At 45.4% G+C, this 15,240-nt stretch carries 13 protein-coding genes; 8 read left to right on the top strand and 5 right to left on the bottom strand.

Features of this window, described 5'->3' with window-relative positions:
* Positions 1–183 precede the first annotated feature (183 nt).
* Entirely contained in the window at positions 184–987 is an 804-nt protein-coding gene (locus tag CKQ84_RS04465) for a DUF1338 domain-containing protein (protein WP_105250264.1), read from the top strand.
* A 102-nt stretch (positions 988–1,089) separates the two neighbouring features.
* On the opposite strand, the gene CKQ84_RS04460 is transcribed toward CKQ84_RS04465, so the two are convergent.
* The 4 genes from CKQ84_RS04460 to crp form a co-directional block, all read right to left on the bottom strand.
* Positions 1,090–2,418, bottom strand: coding sequence for an ATP-binding protein (locus tag CKQ84_RS04460; protein WP_105250263.1), 1,329 nt, complete (start codon positions 2,416–2,418; stop codon positions 1,090–1,092).
* The gene (locus tag CKQ84_RS04455) at positions 2,415–3,089 is read right to left on the bottom strand and encodes a response regulator transcription factor (RefSeq protein WP_105250262.1); all 675 of its coding nucleotides are present in this window, start codon (positions 3,087–3,089) and stop codon (positions 2,415–2,417) included. The genes CKQ84_RS04460 and CKQ84_RS04455 overlap by 4 nt, the downstream gene beginning before the upstream one ends.
* Positions 3,070–3,417, bottom strand: a complete 348-nt coding sequence (locus tag CKQ84_RS04450) for a PepSY domain-containing protein (protein WP_105250261.1) — start codon at positions 3,415–3,417, stop codon at positions 3,070–3,072. The genes CKQ84_RS04455 and CKQ84_RS04450 overlap by 20 nt, the downstream gene beginning before the upstream one ends.
* 82 nt (positions 3,418–3,499) lie before the next feature.
* A complete protein-coding gene (gene crp, locus CKQ84_RS04445) occupies positions 3,500–4,135 on the bottom strand; it encodes a cAMP-activated global transcriptional regulator CRP (protein ID WP_006080082.1) in 636 nt (211 codons plus the stop codon).
* A 431-nt stretch (positions 4,136–4,566) separates the two neighbouring features.
* Between crp and CKQ84_RS04440 the strand changes: the two genes are divergently transcribed.
* On the top strand, positions 4,567–5,346 hold the full coding sequence (locus tag CKQ84_RS04440; RefSeq protein WP_105250260.1) for a tetratricopeptide repeat protein: 780 nt from the start codon (positions 4,567–4,569) through the stop codon (positions 5,344–5,346).
* 119 nt (positions 5,347–5,465) lie between these two features.
* Here CKQ84_RS04440 and thpR read toward each other — a convergent pair whose 3' ends face one another.
* Entirely contained in the window at positions 5,466–6,017 is a 552-nt protein-coding gene (gene thpR, locus CKQ84_RS04435; protein ID WP_105250259.1) for an RNA 2',3'-cyclic phosphodiesterase, read from the bottom strand.
* Between the two features lie 200 nt (positions 6,018–6,217).
* Here thpR and CKQ84_RS04430 point away from each other — a divergent pair, with 200 nt between their 5' ends.
* The 6 genes from CKQ84_RS04430 to CKQ84_RS04405 all read left to right on the top strand — a co-directional run bounded on the left by CKQ84_RS04430 (position 6,218) and on the right by CKQ84_RS04405 (position 14,827).
* The gene (locus tag CKQ84_RS04430) at positions 6,218–8,437 is read left to right on the top strand and encodes a bifunctional diguanylate cyclase/phosphodiesterase (RefSeq protein ID WP_105250258.1); all 2,220 of its coding nucleotides are present in this window, start codon (positions 6,218–6,220) and stop codon (positions 8,435–8,437) included.
* Between the two features lie 103 nt (positions 8,438–8,540).
* Positions 8,541–11,114: an ATP-dependent helicase HrpB gene (gene hrpB, locus CKQ84_RS04425; RefSeq protein ID WP_173913150.1), complete on the top strand. Its 2,574-nt coding sequence runs from the start codon at positions 8,541–8,543 to the stop codon at positions 11,112–11,114.
* 91 nt (positions 11,115–11,205) lie between these two features.
* A complete protein-coding gene (gene mrcB / locus CKQ84_RS04420; RefSeq protein WP_168827694.1) occupies positions 11,206–13,524 on the top strand; it encodes a penicillin-binding protein 1B in 2,319 nt (772 codons plus the stop codon).
* A 159-nt stretch (positions 13,525–13,683) separates the two neighbouring features.
* Entirely contained in the window at positions 13,684–13,962 is a 279-nt protein-coding gene (locus tag CKQ84_RS04415; RefSeq protein WP_006084190.1) for a peptidylprolyl isomerase, read from the top strand.
* Positions 13,963–14,041: 79 nt separating this feature from the next.
* Positions 14,042–14,437: a DUF2391 family protein gene (locus tag CKQ84_RS04410; protein ID WP_105250257.1), complete on the top strand. Its 396-nt coding sequence runs from the start codon at positions 14,042–14,044 to the stop codon at positions 14,435–14,437.
* A gap of 159 nt (positions 14,438–14,596) precedes the next feature.
* On the top strand, positions 14,597–14,827 hold the full coding sequence (locus tag CKQ84_RS04405; RefSeq protein WP_105250256.1) for a hypothetical protein: 231 nt from the start codon (positions 14,597–14,599) through the stop codon (positions 14,825–14,827).
* Positions 14,828–15,240 lie beyond the last annotated feature (413 nt).

The raw sequence follows: 15,240 nt of genomic DNA, 5'->3' as shown, positions 1-15,240 counted from the left end.
GTAAAGAATATGTGGGAAAGAGGAGGAAGGACTAATGTTCTTCCTTTTTAATAACAAGCAGTAACGTTACTTGAGTTTCTACTGTGGGTATGTGTGACGCTACAACAGTAGCATTTAGGTCGTTACATTTAGTGTTTGCGGCAAAATAACAGCAATAACCGCAGCACAATAAAAGGAGTTTTTATGCATACCGACATCAACGCGTTATTTGCCGCTCTGTGGCAAGACTATATTCAAATGACCCCTTCAGCGGCAAAAGTGCACGCGTTGTTGGGTCATGGTAAACCGATCATCAACGACCATATTGCCCTGCGTACTTTCAATATCGCTAAGGTGAATTTGGACGTGCTGGCTAAGCATTTCACTTCGCTAGGTTATGTACCTTGCGGTGATTATAAGTTTGAACAGAAAAAACTGATCGCTAAGCATTTTGAGCATCCAGACTCGACTCAGCCTAAAGTGTTTATCTCTGAGCTGTTGGTTGAAGAATTTAGCCCTGCGTTGCAAAAAACTATTCAAGGCTTAATCGCCCAAGTGGATGCTGCAGCGATAACGGCGGACAACTTTATTTACTCCGGCCGTCATTGGTCTTTAGATGCTAAAACCTATCAGGACTTATTAACTGAAAGTGAATATGCAGCTTGGGTAGCGGCTTTTGGTTATCGCGCTAACCATTTCACTGTGTCTATCAATCACCTCGATGGTTTTGAGACTTTAGAGTCAGTGAATGAAGCTCTGAAGCAAGCGGGCTTTGTGCTCAATAGTTCAGGTGGTGAGATCAAAGGTTCGCCAGAAGTCTTGTTAGAACAGTCTTCGACTATGGCTGATAAGATTGGTGTTGAATTTACTGACGCGACAGTGGAAATCCCAAGCTGTTTTTATGAGTTTGCGCTACGTTATCCTATGGCTAATGGCGAGCTCTACACAGGCTTTGTGGCGGCATCTGCCGATAAGATTTTTGAAAGCACCAATGTGAATAAAGCCTAACGTCCTCAAATTGCTTTCTGCATAAAAAAACGCCATCAATTCGATGGCGTTTTTTATGGATATTTCAAACAAGGTATTTAATACGATTGGCATAACCTGGGGCTAGCTAAATGTCAGCTCGATCCTCAATCCACCTAAGCGAGTGCTGTGATTAAACTGCAGCTCAATCTCGTATTGCTCGGCAATTTCTTTCACTATTGATAATCCTAAACCGTGACCCATTACAGACTCATCAAGCCTTGTTCCTCTTTGTGTGAGCTTATCTAGCTCATCATCAGCAACCCCTGGACCATCATCATCAATACAAAGGCAGAGACGCTCTTGCTGACGCGATAGCTGAATGCTGACTCGGCTCTGGGCCCATTTAAAGGCGTTGTCTAGCAGGTTGCCTAAGAGCTCCATGCCATCTTCCCTGTGAATAGGCAGTCTGAGAATATTGGGATCGAGTTCGAAATCACATTCAATGGACTTGTTGCGGTGAACCTTATTTAGCGTGTTGGCTAGGCTATGTAAATCCCTAGGGATCACCAATTGCGCTGCGGGGAGCATGTCGCCAGTGATCCTCGCGGCAGCCAGTTTTCGCTCGACCATCTTGTGAATCGAATCAAGTTGCTGCTGCAGGGCAATGGCAGTTTCAGGATCTTTGAGGCCAAGAGCTTCAACCTGTTGCTGCATCACGGCAAGTGGCGTTTTGAGCCCATGGCTCAAATTACCTAAGTTATTGCGGCTACGTTCAATTTGCTTGGCTGTGTACTCAAGTAGTTCATTATAGGTTTTTGCTAATGGTTGTACTTCGGGGGGAATATTATTGAGCTCAAGCGCGTTAATTTCCCCTTGTCTTAGCCGAGAAAGTGCGTGCTGTATGTGCTTAACTGGCTTAAAGGATTGACGTAGGATCAAGAATATCCCCGCGATCATAGCAACTAACATCGCCAGATTGACACCAAGCTTAGTGCCATAAACCTCGCTAAACACACGTCTACCGATACTCAAATCTTGCGCAACGGTTAAGGTGGCGCTGACATTGGCACTGCTGGAATTTAACCCTAATGATAACAACTGCATATCGTTATTTTTTGGCCCTTTAGCTTGCCAGACGCGGGTTTGATTCGGTGCCTGTGGCTCGATATCTAACTGCATATCCCACAGGGAGCGTGAGCGAATCACTTCATTTGGCAGGTTAAGCTGAAAATAACGGCCTGAATAGGCGGGCTTGTAGAAACTGGAAAGCTGGCTTTGATCTATGCTGATCTCCCCATCGTGGATATGGGTTGCCAGCATGATATGTTCGAGATCTTCTTCTAAGCGATTGATAATAGAGTCGTGGAAGGCCTGACGTAGCATGGACTCAAACAGTATCAGTCCAATCACAGTACCTAACACGAGTAAGCCAGTTAACCATAAACTGAGCTTAGTGCGGATCGAGATCATTCAATAATGCCGTGGAAGATGTAACCTTGTCCGCGACGGGTTTCGATCGTGGTTTTACCCAGTTTCTTGCGTAGATGGGTGACATAAACCTCGACCACATTACTCTCTTTTTCATCGTCAAACTGATAGAGCTTATCGGTTAGCTGCGTCTTAGATAACAGCTTCTTAGGTGACATGAGGAAGATTTTTAACAGCCTAAATTCCATTGCTGTTAGTTCATACAGCTGCTCGGCCACTTTTACTGTTTGTTCTGCTTCATCTAAAACCACGCCACCATAACTCAATTGTTTACTTGAGGTGTTTAGACGACCATGTGCACGGTGGATTAAAGCTTGGATTCGGGCCAATAATTCCTGGGCGTGGAAAGGTTTACCTAAGTAATCGTCGGCGCCAGCATTAAAACCTTCTACTTTTTCATGCCATTGGCTGCGGGCAGTCAGCATGATGATTGGAGTGCTGATCCCTTGATTTCGCCAGCCTTCGAGCAGTTCGAGGCCGTTGCCATCGGGCAAACCTATGTCTAAGATTACGCAATCGTATTGGGTTTCTTTGATCAGATAATCGGCTTCAAGCGCTTTGTCTGTAATATCGGTTACATAGCCAGCGAGTTTGAGTTGTTTCTCCAGCTCGGTGACTAGCATTGGGTTATCTTCAACGAGTAACAGTTTCATGTTTTCGACATTCGCTCGGTAGTGCTATTGATTGATCGGCTTGACCATTAGTCGCATCAATACTGAGATTAACGATTTGGCCACGCTGAACTTTGATTTGCAAATCATAGCGCCATTTATGATCTTCTTGATAGAGATGAGCATCAATTAGTTCACCTTGGCAAAATTGGTTTACTACGGCGAGTGTACCGTTTAAGGACAATATTTGCCCAGAGTTAACTAACGCCTTGGCTTGATAATGTTCTAATTCAATAGGTTCGGCATGCAAGATTATTGGATGCACCAGCGTGAATAGGCTGAAAAAACAGATTAAAAACAGCCGTTTCATTTGAGCTCCCCAATAAAAAATGGCCTAGAATTTATTCTAGGCCACTTTAATAAGGCAGGCTTAAATCAAGCTGAAGACTAACTTAACGGGTACCGTATACCACGATTGTCTTACCATGAGCTTGGATCAAATTCTGTTCTTCTAACATCTTCAAGATACGACCCACAGTTTCCCGTGAACAGCCAACGATTTGGCCTATCTCTTGACGAGTGATCTTAATCTGCATGCCATCAGGGTGTGTCATAGCATCAGGTTGTTTAGCCAGATGTAATAGAGTTTGAGCAATACGGCCTGCAACGTCTAAGAATGCAAGGTTACCCACTTTCTGGCTGGTACTTTGTAGGCGATAGGCCATTTGCGCAGACAGCTTCATCAGAATTTCAGGGTTAACTTGAATTAACTGTCTGAATTTCTTATATGAAATCTCAGCGATTTCACAAGCTTGCTTAGCACGAACCCAAGCGGTACGTTCGGCTTGTTCTTCAAACAAACCTAGTTCACCGATAAAGTCACCTTGATTCAGATAAGAAAGGATCATCTCCTTACCTTCTTCATCTTTAATCAATACCGCTACAGAACCTTTTACTATGTAATAAAGGGTATCTGAGTCTTCACCAGCATGGATAAGAGTGCTCTTTGCAGGGTACTTATGAATGTGACAGTGTGATAAAAACCATTCCAAAGTTGGATCAGGTTTTGGCTTACCAATCAGAGCCATGTTGGTGTTCCTCGATTGATTAAAACGAAAGTAAGAGTATTCTAAATAAGCATTTTACGTCAATTAAACTCACAAAAACTTGATGGAAGTCTTAGTTTAGAATAAGTGAATAAATGCAATTAACCATCTAAAATTAGAGCTTATTTTGCTACTTTAGTGATTTAAGTCAACTAAATCGATATGAAACTCGCTGGATTCACTTAACTCTGTCGAGTTAATCACATCTTACCAGTCTATTTCAGCAGTTTTATTATAGATTATGAATAAAATATGCCACTAAATTACACAATAACATGTTTCACTTTTTAAATTTGACATTCCATTTGGCTTAGCTTCCCCCATTATCCTGAGGTTTGTGTGTATTTAGGCTCGACTTATGGGGTTAATTCTGGCTAACTTTGAGGGCAGTTGTTTTTAAGAGAGGTAAGCAAGTGAAATACAGATTATGGGTTTTAGGTGCAGGTTTAAGCTTAACAATAGGGCTGAGCTCTGCGGCGCACGCATTTTCTATCCCGCAGCCAGCAGCTGAACTTGCGGCCAGTAAGTTTGTGCATATTCAAGTGACGGCAGAGCAAGGTGATGCCGATGCCCAATTTTTGCTGGGATTAATGTATCTCTCCGGACGTTTTGTGTCGCAAGAAGTGCCGACTGGATTGCACTGGATTTCACTTGCCGCCGAACAACAACATGAAAAAGCGCAGCAAACCTTAGCGGATCTGTCATTTGAAGGCCAATTGATCAAGCGTGACTTGTCAGTCGCTGAGCATTGGTATAAAGCGTTGAGTGAGCAGGGGAGTCGTTGGGCTCAATTCCGTTTAGGCTTTATTTATGCGTCTGGCGGTGACGGTGTGCAGCGCAACTGCGGTAAAGCGGTCGAGCAATTTTCCCAAGTGGGTGATGATGTTGCTTTGGGTAATGTGGCGTGGATTTTAGCAACTTGCCCAGAAGCAGAATATCGTGATGGCAATAAAGCGGTCGAGTTGTCCTTAAAATTACTCAAAGTGAATGAAAACGATCCTACAAATCTTGATAATTTAGCCGCGGCTTATGCGGAGTTAGGCGATTTTGGTGCTGCTATTTCGACGCAGCAGAAAGCGATCGAAGCGTTGAAAATGAATGCTGAAATGACTAAGACTGATGAGTTTATGCTGCGGTTACAAACCTACGAGCAAAAGCGTGCCTATCGCGAAACCTTACGTTTACTCGAATAGGTATTTCTTCATCATCGCTCTCTAGTTAACTGCTATTTTTATTCTAGTATTGATTAATGGATTGATTCATAAGTTTAAAAATAAAGCCTGAGTGAATACTCGGGCTTTTTGTTTTTGATTTAAAGCTCACCGAGCGCCCACGAATCTAGGATGTGATATTCGACACCCGTGCTTGTGCTTTTTGAATGATATAAATGCAAATTATCGGGCGTTAACGTCAGCGTATTCATACCTTTGAGTTGCAATAAAGCCGACTCATCTAGTGTCCATTGTTTTGCTTTTCTAAATAAACTGATGTGCGGGTAAAAGCTGTGCTCACTCCGATGTAATTGCAGTCGGTCGGCAATTTCTTGCGTCTGTTTAGCTAATTGCACTAACGGCGGCTCAATATCATCGCCTTTCAAGCAACATACTTGCGCATTAGGCCATACATCGAACCGGTTAAGCCGAACGCTAAATCTTGGTTTCACTAAGCGGTCAACCGCATCAAGGAGAGCGATTTTTTGCTTGTTGTTAGCTTGACCCATAAAGCAGAGCGTTAAATGCAAATTGTTGACACTCACCGCTTTCGCCTCAGGATTAAGGTGGCATATCAATTGCTGCTGCAATTCACTTAGATATCCCCTTTGGCTATCTGTGGGAGCGAAGCCGAGAAATAGCCTTTGTTGCATCGGTTTATCATCCTTTTGGAGGGCTTAATATGGATTATCTTAGCGAGCACTTTGACGTTAAGCGCATTTGAGCGTTAATCTAGCTGTTGAATTTATCAGCTAATTTGTGACTCAAGCAGACGTTTAATTCACTGTGAGCCTATACTTAATGCACGTCGATAATACCTTAAATGGATTTTTAGGTAAGGAAGATACTTTTCATGTCAGTAGGTTTAGCTAATCCACTCCAACAGGCTTTGGTCAGTATTTTTAGTGAATCCCCGCTAGAAACCTTAGAGCAGAATGTTGACAGAGCGCTTGAGACTATTACTTTGCAACTGCATTGTGACGGGGTATTTGTATTAACTGGAAGCCAGTCACTGGATCGTTTACGCACGCGTAATCTGTATTTAAAACCTCAATTTGCCCAAGGCCAACAAACCCGAGTCTGGCCCTTGGCACGAATGCCATTTTTTCGCTCTCTTGTCCGTACTCCGCGTCTATTAAATCTGGCTGATGTGAATACCTTGCCTGCCGATGCTCAGGCTGAGCGAGCTTTATTAAGGGATTGGGACGTCAAGAGTCTATTAGTATTGCCGCCAGTCGTGTTTGGTGAAACCCGTATTGCCTTGGGGGCCGTCAATTGCTCAGAATGTTGTGAATGGAGCGAAGAGTTTATAAGTGAGTTTAATCACGCCGCTGTGATGATTGGCTCTGCGATGGAATTGACGCGTATCGCTTTGAGCATGCTTGCCAGTGAACATAAATACTGTGAAGTATTCAACCAGTTGCCCTTAGCTTGCGCCTTGTTAGATAAGCATGATCAATTGACTATGCTGAATAAAGTCGCTCTGCAAACCCTGCCAATTCAACATGGCTATGATTTATTCGACATGGTGCGTGAGGAAGAACACGCCATGCTAACCGATACCTTACATGTGGTACGAGAAGGTGTGCTCGGCCAAGCTTGGTGTGAATTACCTTTAAAATCAATTCATCAATTAACTTGGTTGAAACTGAGTTTTAGCCAGATTAGCGGCGATAAAGATACTTTAGTCATGATTGCCGAAGATGTCAGTGAAAAGTACCGCTTAGCCGATGAGTTATCCTTCCATGCCAATTATGATGCACTTACGGGTTTACCTAATCGGCTACATTTTGAAGCCCTATTAGAAAACCTACTACACGCCCACGATGATATGCCTATTTGCGTGGCATTTCTCGATTTAGACCAATTCCAAGTCATTAACAATATCAGTGGCCACCAGGCGGGCGATAAACTGCTTTGCCAAGTCGCATTACGTTTGAAACAGCTCGTACGTAAAGGCGATATTGTTGCCCGTTTAGGGGGCGATGAGTTTGGTATCCTGATGCATTACTGCAATGTGGACTCTGCGAAACAGATTGCTAAGCGGATTTGTACCCAGTTAGCAAATCATGAGTTTATTTGGGAAAGTCGTAGTCACAATGTCAGTGTCAGTATGGGGATTGCTAGGCTAGATAAAAAATCCGCCGATATTTATACCGTCATGAGTCAAGCTGACGCTGCTTGTCGATTGGCGAAGGATCAAGGTCGTAATGGCTGGCATTTATACAGTGCGAGCGATCCTAAAATGAACCGTCTCTACACCGAGATGATGGCCTCTGTAGATATCGTCGGCGCACTCGCATTAAACCAATTTGAGCTTTATTTTCAAAGCATAGTGCCGTTAAACCGCGATGAAACTGGCTTACATTTAGAGATCCTACTGCGTATGGTGCAGACTAACGGCACTATAGTGTCTCCTGCTATCTTCTTACCCGCCGCCGAGCGATACAACTTGGCTTCTAAGGTTGATCTTTGGGTGATCGATAATTTGCTCAAGTGGGGTGGTAGTCATTTAGATATTTGGCAGCAATTGGATCTAGTGTCTGTGAATCTGTCGGCAACTTCTTTGGGCGATCATGAGTTTATGAATTGGCTAGAAATGCGTTTGATGGCCGAACCTGAGCTGGTGGATAAGCTTTGCATCGAGATCACAGAAACCGCGGCTGTGAGTCAGCTCGATCAAGCCACAAAGTTACTCGAGATACTTCGTCCGCTCAATTGTAAATTAGCCCTCGATGACTTTGGTGCAGGCTTTTCTAGCTTTGCCTACCTTAAGCGCCTCAATGTGGATTTTGTAAAGGTTGATGGCCAATTTGTCGTCAATATTTGCGAAGACTCTGCGGATCAGGCGATCGTAAAATCCATCTGCCAACTTGGTCAAGATATGGGGTTTGATGTGGTTGCTGAATTTGTCGAATCCCAAGAAATAGGTTGGAAATTGCAAGCCTTAGGCGTCGACTATGCTCAAGGTTACGCCATCAATAAACCGATACGCTTAGCTGAACTACAGTCAGGGCTCAGTCAACCTTGGCTCGAAAAGCGTGAGATTTTTGCTCCCTATCCACAGCTGTAATCTTGGGCATGGCAGCCTTGAGCTGTTACTTATGTCAGCACTGACTTGATAATGTTTGCTGCGAAATGGTACTCAAAGCCGATTGTTAGTACACTGACGCCCTGTGTTGGCCGCTGATGTCTTTTTCTTGAACTCTCTACCTATTCATAGCTTATTAGCACCGCTGCGCGCGGCTTTTTCTCGTCACGCTCAAGTGATCCTCGAGGCACCGACAGGTGCGGGTAAATCAACGGCGTTACCTTTGGCTATGTTGGATTGGCCAGAAATCAGCGGACGCATTTTAATGCTCGAACCGCGGCGTGTCGCGGCGCGTAGTGTGGCGCACTATATTGCCAGCTGTCGCCAGCAAAAGGTGGGGCAAGAAGTCGGCTATCGCGTCCGCGGTGAAGCTAAAGTCAGCGCCAATACCCGTTTAGAAATTGTCACCGAAGGCATACTGACGCGAATGATCCAACAAGATCCCGAGTTAACTGGGATTGGAATGATCATCTTCGATGAAATTCATGAACGTCACCTCACCACTGATTTAGGTCTTGCCCTAGCGCTCGAAGTGCAAGCTTCACTGCGGGACGATTTAAAGATATTAGCTATGTCAGCGACTCTATCTGGTCTTGCCTTAGCTGAACTCATGCCTGAAGCGGTGACCTTGCACAGCGAAGGCCGGAGTTTTCCTGTCGACATCGAATATCGCCCTGTGCCAACTCAGCAGCATTGGATCGATCACCTCGGCCGCTGCGTGCTCGAACTGGTCTCGGCCAGCAGCAGTGCCGGTGTTGATAAAACGGCTGCCAATAATGCCGTGCTCGTGTTTTTACCCGGTAAAGGGGAGATCTTACGATTACAGCAGTTTTTGCGTGAGCGCTTAGCGGACGATGCCTTTTTGATTTGCCCTCTTTATGGTGAACTTTCAGGTGCCGAGCAAGATAGCGCGATCGCTGCAACTATAGATGGCAGGCGCAAAATTGTGCTAGCCACTAACGTGGCGGAATCGAGTTTAACTATTGAAGACATAGGGTTTGTCATCGACAGTGGCTATAAACGACAAGCGAGTTTTAACCCTAAAACCGGTGTCACCCGCTTAGGCTTGAAACGTATAAGCCAAGCCTCCGCAACTCAGCGTAGTGGTCGCGCCGGGCGTTTATCAGCGGGTGTTTGTGTTCGCCTGTGGAGCCAAGAAGAACATGGTCGCATGCTCAGGGTCGATGAACCCGAGATCAGCCAAGCGGATCTGGTGGCTATGGCCCACGATTGTGCTTACTGGGGCGCAAAATCCTTTAGCGACTTGATGTTGTTAACGCCGCCACCAAGTGTGCATGAGGCGTTGGCGTGGAAACTGTTACAAGATTTAGGCATGGTCGATGCTCAAAATAAACTCACTCCCCACGGTAAAGCGGCCTACGAGCTAGGGTGTCACCCAAGGCTTGCACATATGTTATTGGGCGCAAAAAGTTTGGGCGCAAACAATGGGGGAGTCAATAATGCTAACGAACAAGCAACGCAATTGGGCAGTTTGGCCTGCTTGTTGTCGGGGGTTTTAGAGGCGCGCGGTTTGCCTAAAAAGGGCGCCGATATCATGAATTACCTGCACTTTGCCTGTCATGGAGAAGCTGGGCAACAGGCAAAACAGTGGCAGAAAAAGCTAGGATTAGCGGCGGATTTGTCTAAGATAGCGACCCATGCACACCACAGCGATGTGGGGTTATTATTAGCACTTGCTTATCCGGATCGTATCGCTAAGGCCCGCGGTGTTGAGGGCTACCAATTAGCCAATGGTACTGGCGTCGTGCTCGCAGCCGAAGATGCATTGGCGCAAACGCCGTGGATGGTGGTGGCGGATTTTCAAGAAACTGAAGGCAGAAACGCTGGGCGGATTTACTTAGCGAGTCAGCTTCAGCCAAGCTTGTTCGACGGCGAGTTAAAAGGTTTGCTGGACATTCATGAGATTTGTGGCTGGGATGAAGCTAAAGGTCGAGTGATTGCGCAGCGCCAATACAAGGTCGGACAAATTTTAGTAAAAACCGAGACGATTGCTAAGCCTGAACGTAAGCAAATTGTTGCGGCCTTACTGGGCTATATTCGCCAGCAAGGATTACAAATCCTCAATTGGAACGCTAACTTAGAGCAATTTCAATATAGGCTCAAACTGGCAACTGAGTTTGACGTGGGCAGTGACTGGCCCAAGGTTGATGATGAAGCATTATTAGCGAGCCTAGAAACTTGGCTGGCGCCTTACCTCGAAAATGTGAATAATCTGCCGCAATTAGTTAAGCTCGATTGCTTTGGTTTTGTGGCAAACTGTTTGAGCTGGCAGCAGAAACAGCGACTTGACGAGTTATTGCCAACCTCCTGGCCGTTAGTGACTGGTACCTCTGCGCCAATAGCATACGACGAGTCTGGGCGTGCGCTACTGCGTGTACGTCTGCAAGAAACCTTTGGCATGGCGCAGAGTCCTATGTTGGCGCAGGGCAAACTAAAGGTGACGATGGAATTACTCTCTCCGGCCCAGCGTCCATTAGCCTTGACGGCAGATTTAGCCAGCTTTTGGCAGGGACCTTATGTGGAAGTTAAGAAGGAAATGCGCGGTCGATATCCAAAACATCTGTGGCCAGACGATCCTGTGAATACACTGCCGACAAAATTTACCAAGAAGAAAACCTTGGGTTTAGCTCAGCCCTAGCACCACGCCGCTGGTTTTATAACATTTTGTTATGAAACACTTTGATTCGCACCACGTTAGCTTTGTGCCTATGGCTGATGTCTTTAAATGCATGAATGATGAAGTAGATATGACAACTAAGACGACAAAAAAATCACCCGCTTCCCGTCGGGCTAATCATGGCCGCGGTTTATTTCGACGAATTTGGTCTATCAGTTGGAAATTAGGCTTGGCTGGATTAGCTGTAGTGACTTTTTACAGTATTTATCTTGATCAAATTATTGCGCAAAAATTTGAAGGCCAAAAATGGCATTTGCCCGCGCAGGTGTTTAGCCGCTCTATGGCGCTGTACCCCGGTGCGGCAGTCAGCCATCCACAAATGATGGCTGAGCTTAAGTTGCTCGGCTATCGCAAAGTCGCTAACCCACGCCAAGTGGGAGAGTTTTCGGCATCGAGCACTCGTATTGAATTGTGGCGTCGACCGTTTTTGCATCCTGAAGGCGATCAAGTCGAACAAAGAGTCATGATCAGCTTCGACAGCAATGGCATCAGTTCGGTCACTCGAGTCTCAGACAAGCGTCAACTCGCCGTATTCCACCTTGAGCCTGTATTGCTCGACCGTATTATTACTGGCGATGGTGAAGACAGGCTGTTTGTGCCGACCGAAGAAATGCCAAAGTCGATCGTGCAGGCGTTACTGCTGGTGGAAGATCGTAGTTTTTATGAACACCATGGTGTGAATCCCTTCGCGATTGCGCGCGCGGCTTTTGTGAACATCAGCGCCGGTCGCACTGTGCAAGGTGGCTCGACGTTAACTCAGCAGTTAGCGAAAAACTTTTTCCTTTCGAGTGAGCGTTCCTTGCTGCGTAAGGTGCGCGAAGCCTTAATGGCGGTCATTATTGATTTTCGTTATAGCAAAGACGAAATCCTCGAAGCGTATCTTAACGAAGTGTATATGGGGCAGGATAAATCCCGCGCCGTCCATGGTATGGGTTTGGCCTCACGTTTCTATTTCGGCCGTCCTATCAGTGAGTTGACTATTTCCCAGCAGGCATTCTTAGTGGCTGCGATTAAGGGACCGTCTTACTACAATCCATGGAAATATCCGGATCGTATTCAAGAACGCCGTGATCTAGTATTGCGCTTACTCATGGATGCGGGGGATTTAACCACGGCTGAGTACAAGGTGGCGGTAGAGTCACCCTTAGGGATCCGTAATCTCAATAAACCAGCACACCAGAAATTGCCGTCCTTCTTCGCTCTGGTAAAACAGGAAGTGAACGAGCGTTATGGCGATGCGCTATTAAAGCAATCTGGGGTGAAAATCTATACCACGCTCGATCCTATGGCCCAAGAAGCCGCCGAAATTGCGGTGACTCAAACCCTCAAGAGTTTAGATAAGAGCAATAAATCATTGCAGATTGGTATGGTCGTGACCGACAAATACACGGGCGGTATTGCGGCTATGGTCGGCGATAAAACCCCAGGATTTGATGGCTTTAACCGCGCGGTTGAAATTCGTCGTCCTATTGGCTCGTTAATTAAGCCTTTTGTGTATGCTACGGCTTTGGCACCTAATAGCCAATTTACCTTAGCGACACCTCTTAAAGATCAGCCTATTACCTTAAAAAGCGAGCAAGGTAAGACATGGTCACCACAAAACTTTGATAAGAAGTTCAGTGGTCAGGTGCCTTTGTTAACGGCATTGAAAAAGTCGATGAACGTACCGACGGTAAACCTTGGGATTGCTGTGGGTGTGGATGCGGTCGCAACAACATTGGCTAAATCGGGTTGGCAGGAGCCGTTAAACGAGTATCCCTCCATGTTACTCGGCGCCGTCAATGGCTCGCCATTAATGGTAGCGCAAGTGTACCAAACCTTAGCTGATAGCGGTGTTTATCGTAAGTTAACCACAGTGACCGCTGTGCTAGATTCTGATAAGAACCCATTGCCAGTGACGCGATTGCCTAAAGAGCAAGCTATAGCACCTGAGACAGATTTCTTAATTCAATTTGCTATGCAGCAAGTAGTGAATACGGGAACGGCAACGCGTTTAGGTAATGCCTTCCCTGGCGTTGGACTTGCGGGTAAGACTGGCACCAGTAACGACAGCCGCGACTCTTGGTTTGCGGGCTTCGATGAGCGTAATGTCGCCGCCATTTGGGTTGGTCGTGACGATAACGGCAAAACCAGTTTGTATGGTAGCAGTGGTGCCATGGCCGTGTATCTTGCCTTCTTAAAGGAACGTCCACCTATTAGTCTGCGCTCAATCCCTGTGAACGGCGTAGTGAAGGGCTTTTTTGACCGAGATACAGGTGTTGCTAAGGAATCCACTTGCAGCAATGTCGATGCGCTTCCTGCATTAGCTGCGACCTATCGTCCAGTGAATAACTGCGGCGACCCTTTGCAGTGGTGGCAGAAAATTTTCTAGGTTAATAGGGTCGATAATGGGCCAATAACGCACTTATGCGTTGGATATAAAACCTTTTAGTCAGTATAACCTGCGCCGATGGAAGTGGTGTGATCGAGGGCAAACTCGGGGCGCCAATCTTCCCTTTGCACGGGACGTTAATCCAAAGTGAGAAATGACATGTTTAAAACCGCTGCTGCTGTGCATATTTTAGTTAAACACAAAGAACAGGCTGAGGATATTGTTAAGCAGCTGAATAATGGTGCTAATTTTGCTGTGCTCGCTAAGCGTTTTTCCTCTTGCCCTTCGGCCAAAAAAGGTGGCGATTTAGGCGAGTTCAAAAAAGGCCAAATGGTGCCACAGTTCGATAAGGTTGCATTTTCAGGTGAATTACTGGTGCCACATATAGTGAAAACTAAGTTTGGCTGGCATGTGGTTAAAGTGCTGTATCGCACTTAATACCCCAGTAATAAGCGCATCTTCACCGAACGTTATTTTCGACTAATCAAATAGATTGGAAGATTAGGGAGCGATCAGCATGAAATTTAGTTTTAACACCGAAGATGCGAGTCAAGTTTGCGTAGGAGCTTTTGCCCTTGCGGTCCCCGTTGCATTTTCTGAGGAAGCGTGGCATCTCGGTGAGACTTTACCTTTATTGAATATCGGTATGCTTTTTAGTTTATCGCTGCTCTTTCTTGGGGTATTCACCTATCACAGCGTGTTCCAACAGAATATTGCTTCCCGCGTTCCTGTGTTTATTTTTCGTATCGTGGTGGCGTATTTGCTCACTGCCCTCGTGGTTTTCCTCGTGCTACTTTGCCTCGATAAAGTGCCATTTTTTGAGGACCCACTAACCTCTATAAAACGGATCATAGTGATCACTATGCCAGCCTCTATGGGCGCTATTGTTGTGGATAGTTTTGATAAAGAATGACACTGTTTCGCTAAATCTCATGACTTTTGTCACTGGTTGATTGTGGTTGTCTTGCGCATACTTATTTCCATGTTCTGACTTTGACATTGATTAAGCGTCATAAGCAGATCTAAATTTTGAGCTTGATAACGATAACGCCAATAGATAAAGGAAATGACTATGAACACTGGTGCCCTCGCTTTACTTATCCCAATATTTGCAATTGTTGGCGGATATGTGGTCGCTATAATGAAAATTCGCAACAAACAAGGTGTGTCGACGCGTGAGCAAGTGGCAGAAAACCAAGCTTTTCAGACCGAGTTAGCCATCCTTCGTCAGCGTATCGAAGTGCTAGAGCAGTTAGCCACTGACGATGGTTTTCAGTTAAAGCGTGAATTTAAAAAGGTCTAACGATTTATTCCTTGGCTTATCGGTGGCTAGGCAATACTTACGTTTTAGATGTTATTTGTTCTGACAAGGTATTGCTCGCCAAACGATAAATGATGTTGAGTTATTTTAAATGAGTCACGAGTGATGAAAATGGCCTTATTTAGCTAACATTTCTGCGGCATTATCGGCTGTTATATGTCGCGTTATCACGCCATAAAGGCTCTATCTTGCATAAAATTCCGCCTAATATCTGCAGAATAAACCTGAAACGTCAACAGATCCTGATACCCCTGTCATTTGTTTGGCTTTACAAATGTGGGCAGGGTGTTACTTTGTACGCCTTACGTGGGTCAAGTCATCGGGTGAGTTAAATACCTAATTTAAGGTAAACTCGTGATAATTTTGTTATCCATCCCTGTATTGAGTTATTACAA

The organism is Shewanella sp. WE21 (assembly GCF_002966515.1).
Taxonomy (GTDB): Bacteria; Pseudomonadota; Gammaproteobacteria; order Enterobacterales; family Shewanellaceae; genus Shewanella; species Shewanella oncorhynchi.
Note: the sequence above shows the minus strand (reverse complement) of the source record. Positions and strands in the feature narration are given on the sequence as shown.

What these genes read in the sequence shown, in the direction of transcription:
- crp (WP_006080082.1), bottom strand. Translation starts at nt 4,135, where the DNA reads ATGGCTCTGATTGGTAAGCCAAAACCTGATCCAACTTTGGAATGGTTT.
- CKQ84_RS04455 (WP_105250262.1), bottom strand. Translation starts at nt 3,089, where the DNA reads ATGAAACTGTTACTCGTTGAAGATAACCCAATGCTAGTCACCGAGCTG.
- CKQ84_RS04410 (WP_105250257.1), top strand. Translation starts at nt 14,042, where the DNA reads ATGAAATTTAGTTTTAACACCGAAGATGCGAGTCAAGTTTGCGTAGGA.
- mrcB (WP_168827694.1), top strand. Translation starts at nt 11,206, where the DNA reads ATGAATGATGAAGTAGATATGACAACTAAGACGACAAAAAAATCACCC.
- CKQ84_RS04465 (WP_105250264.1), top strand. Translation starts at nt 184, where the DNA reads ATGCATACCGACATCAACGCGTTATTTGCCGCTCTGTGGCAAGACTAT.
- CKQ84_RS04450 (WP_105250261.1), bottom strand. Translation starts at nt 3,417, where the DNA reads ATGAAACGGCTGTTTTTAATCTGTTTTTTCAGCCTATTCACGCTGGTG.
- CKQ84_RS04430 (WP_105250258.1), top strand. Translation starts at nt 6,218, where the DNA reads ATGTCAGTAGGTTTAGCTAATCCACTCCAACAGGCTTTGGTCAGTATT.
- CKQ84_RS04405 (WP_105250256.1), top strand. Translation starts at nt 14,597, where the DNA reads ATGAACACTGGTGCCCTCGCTTTACTTATCCCAATATTTGCAATTGTT.
- thpR (WP_105250259.1), bottom strand. Translation starts at nt 6,017, where the DNA reads ATGCAACAAAGGCTATTTCTCGGCTTCGCTCCCACAGATAGCCAAAGG.
- CKQ84_RS04415 (WP_006084190.1), top strand. Translation starts at nt 13,684, where the DNA reads ATGTTTAAAACCGCTGCTGCTGTGCATATTTTAGTTAAACACAAAGAA.
- CKQ84_RS04460 (WP_105250263.1), bottom strand. Translation starts at nt 2,418, where the DNA reads ATGATCTCGATCCGCACTAAGCTCAGTTTATGGTTAACTGGCTTACTC.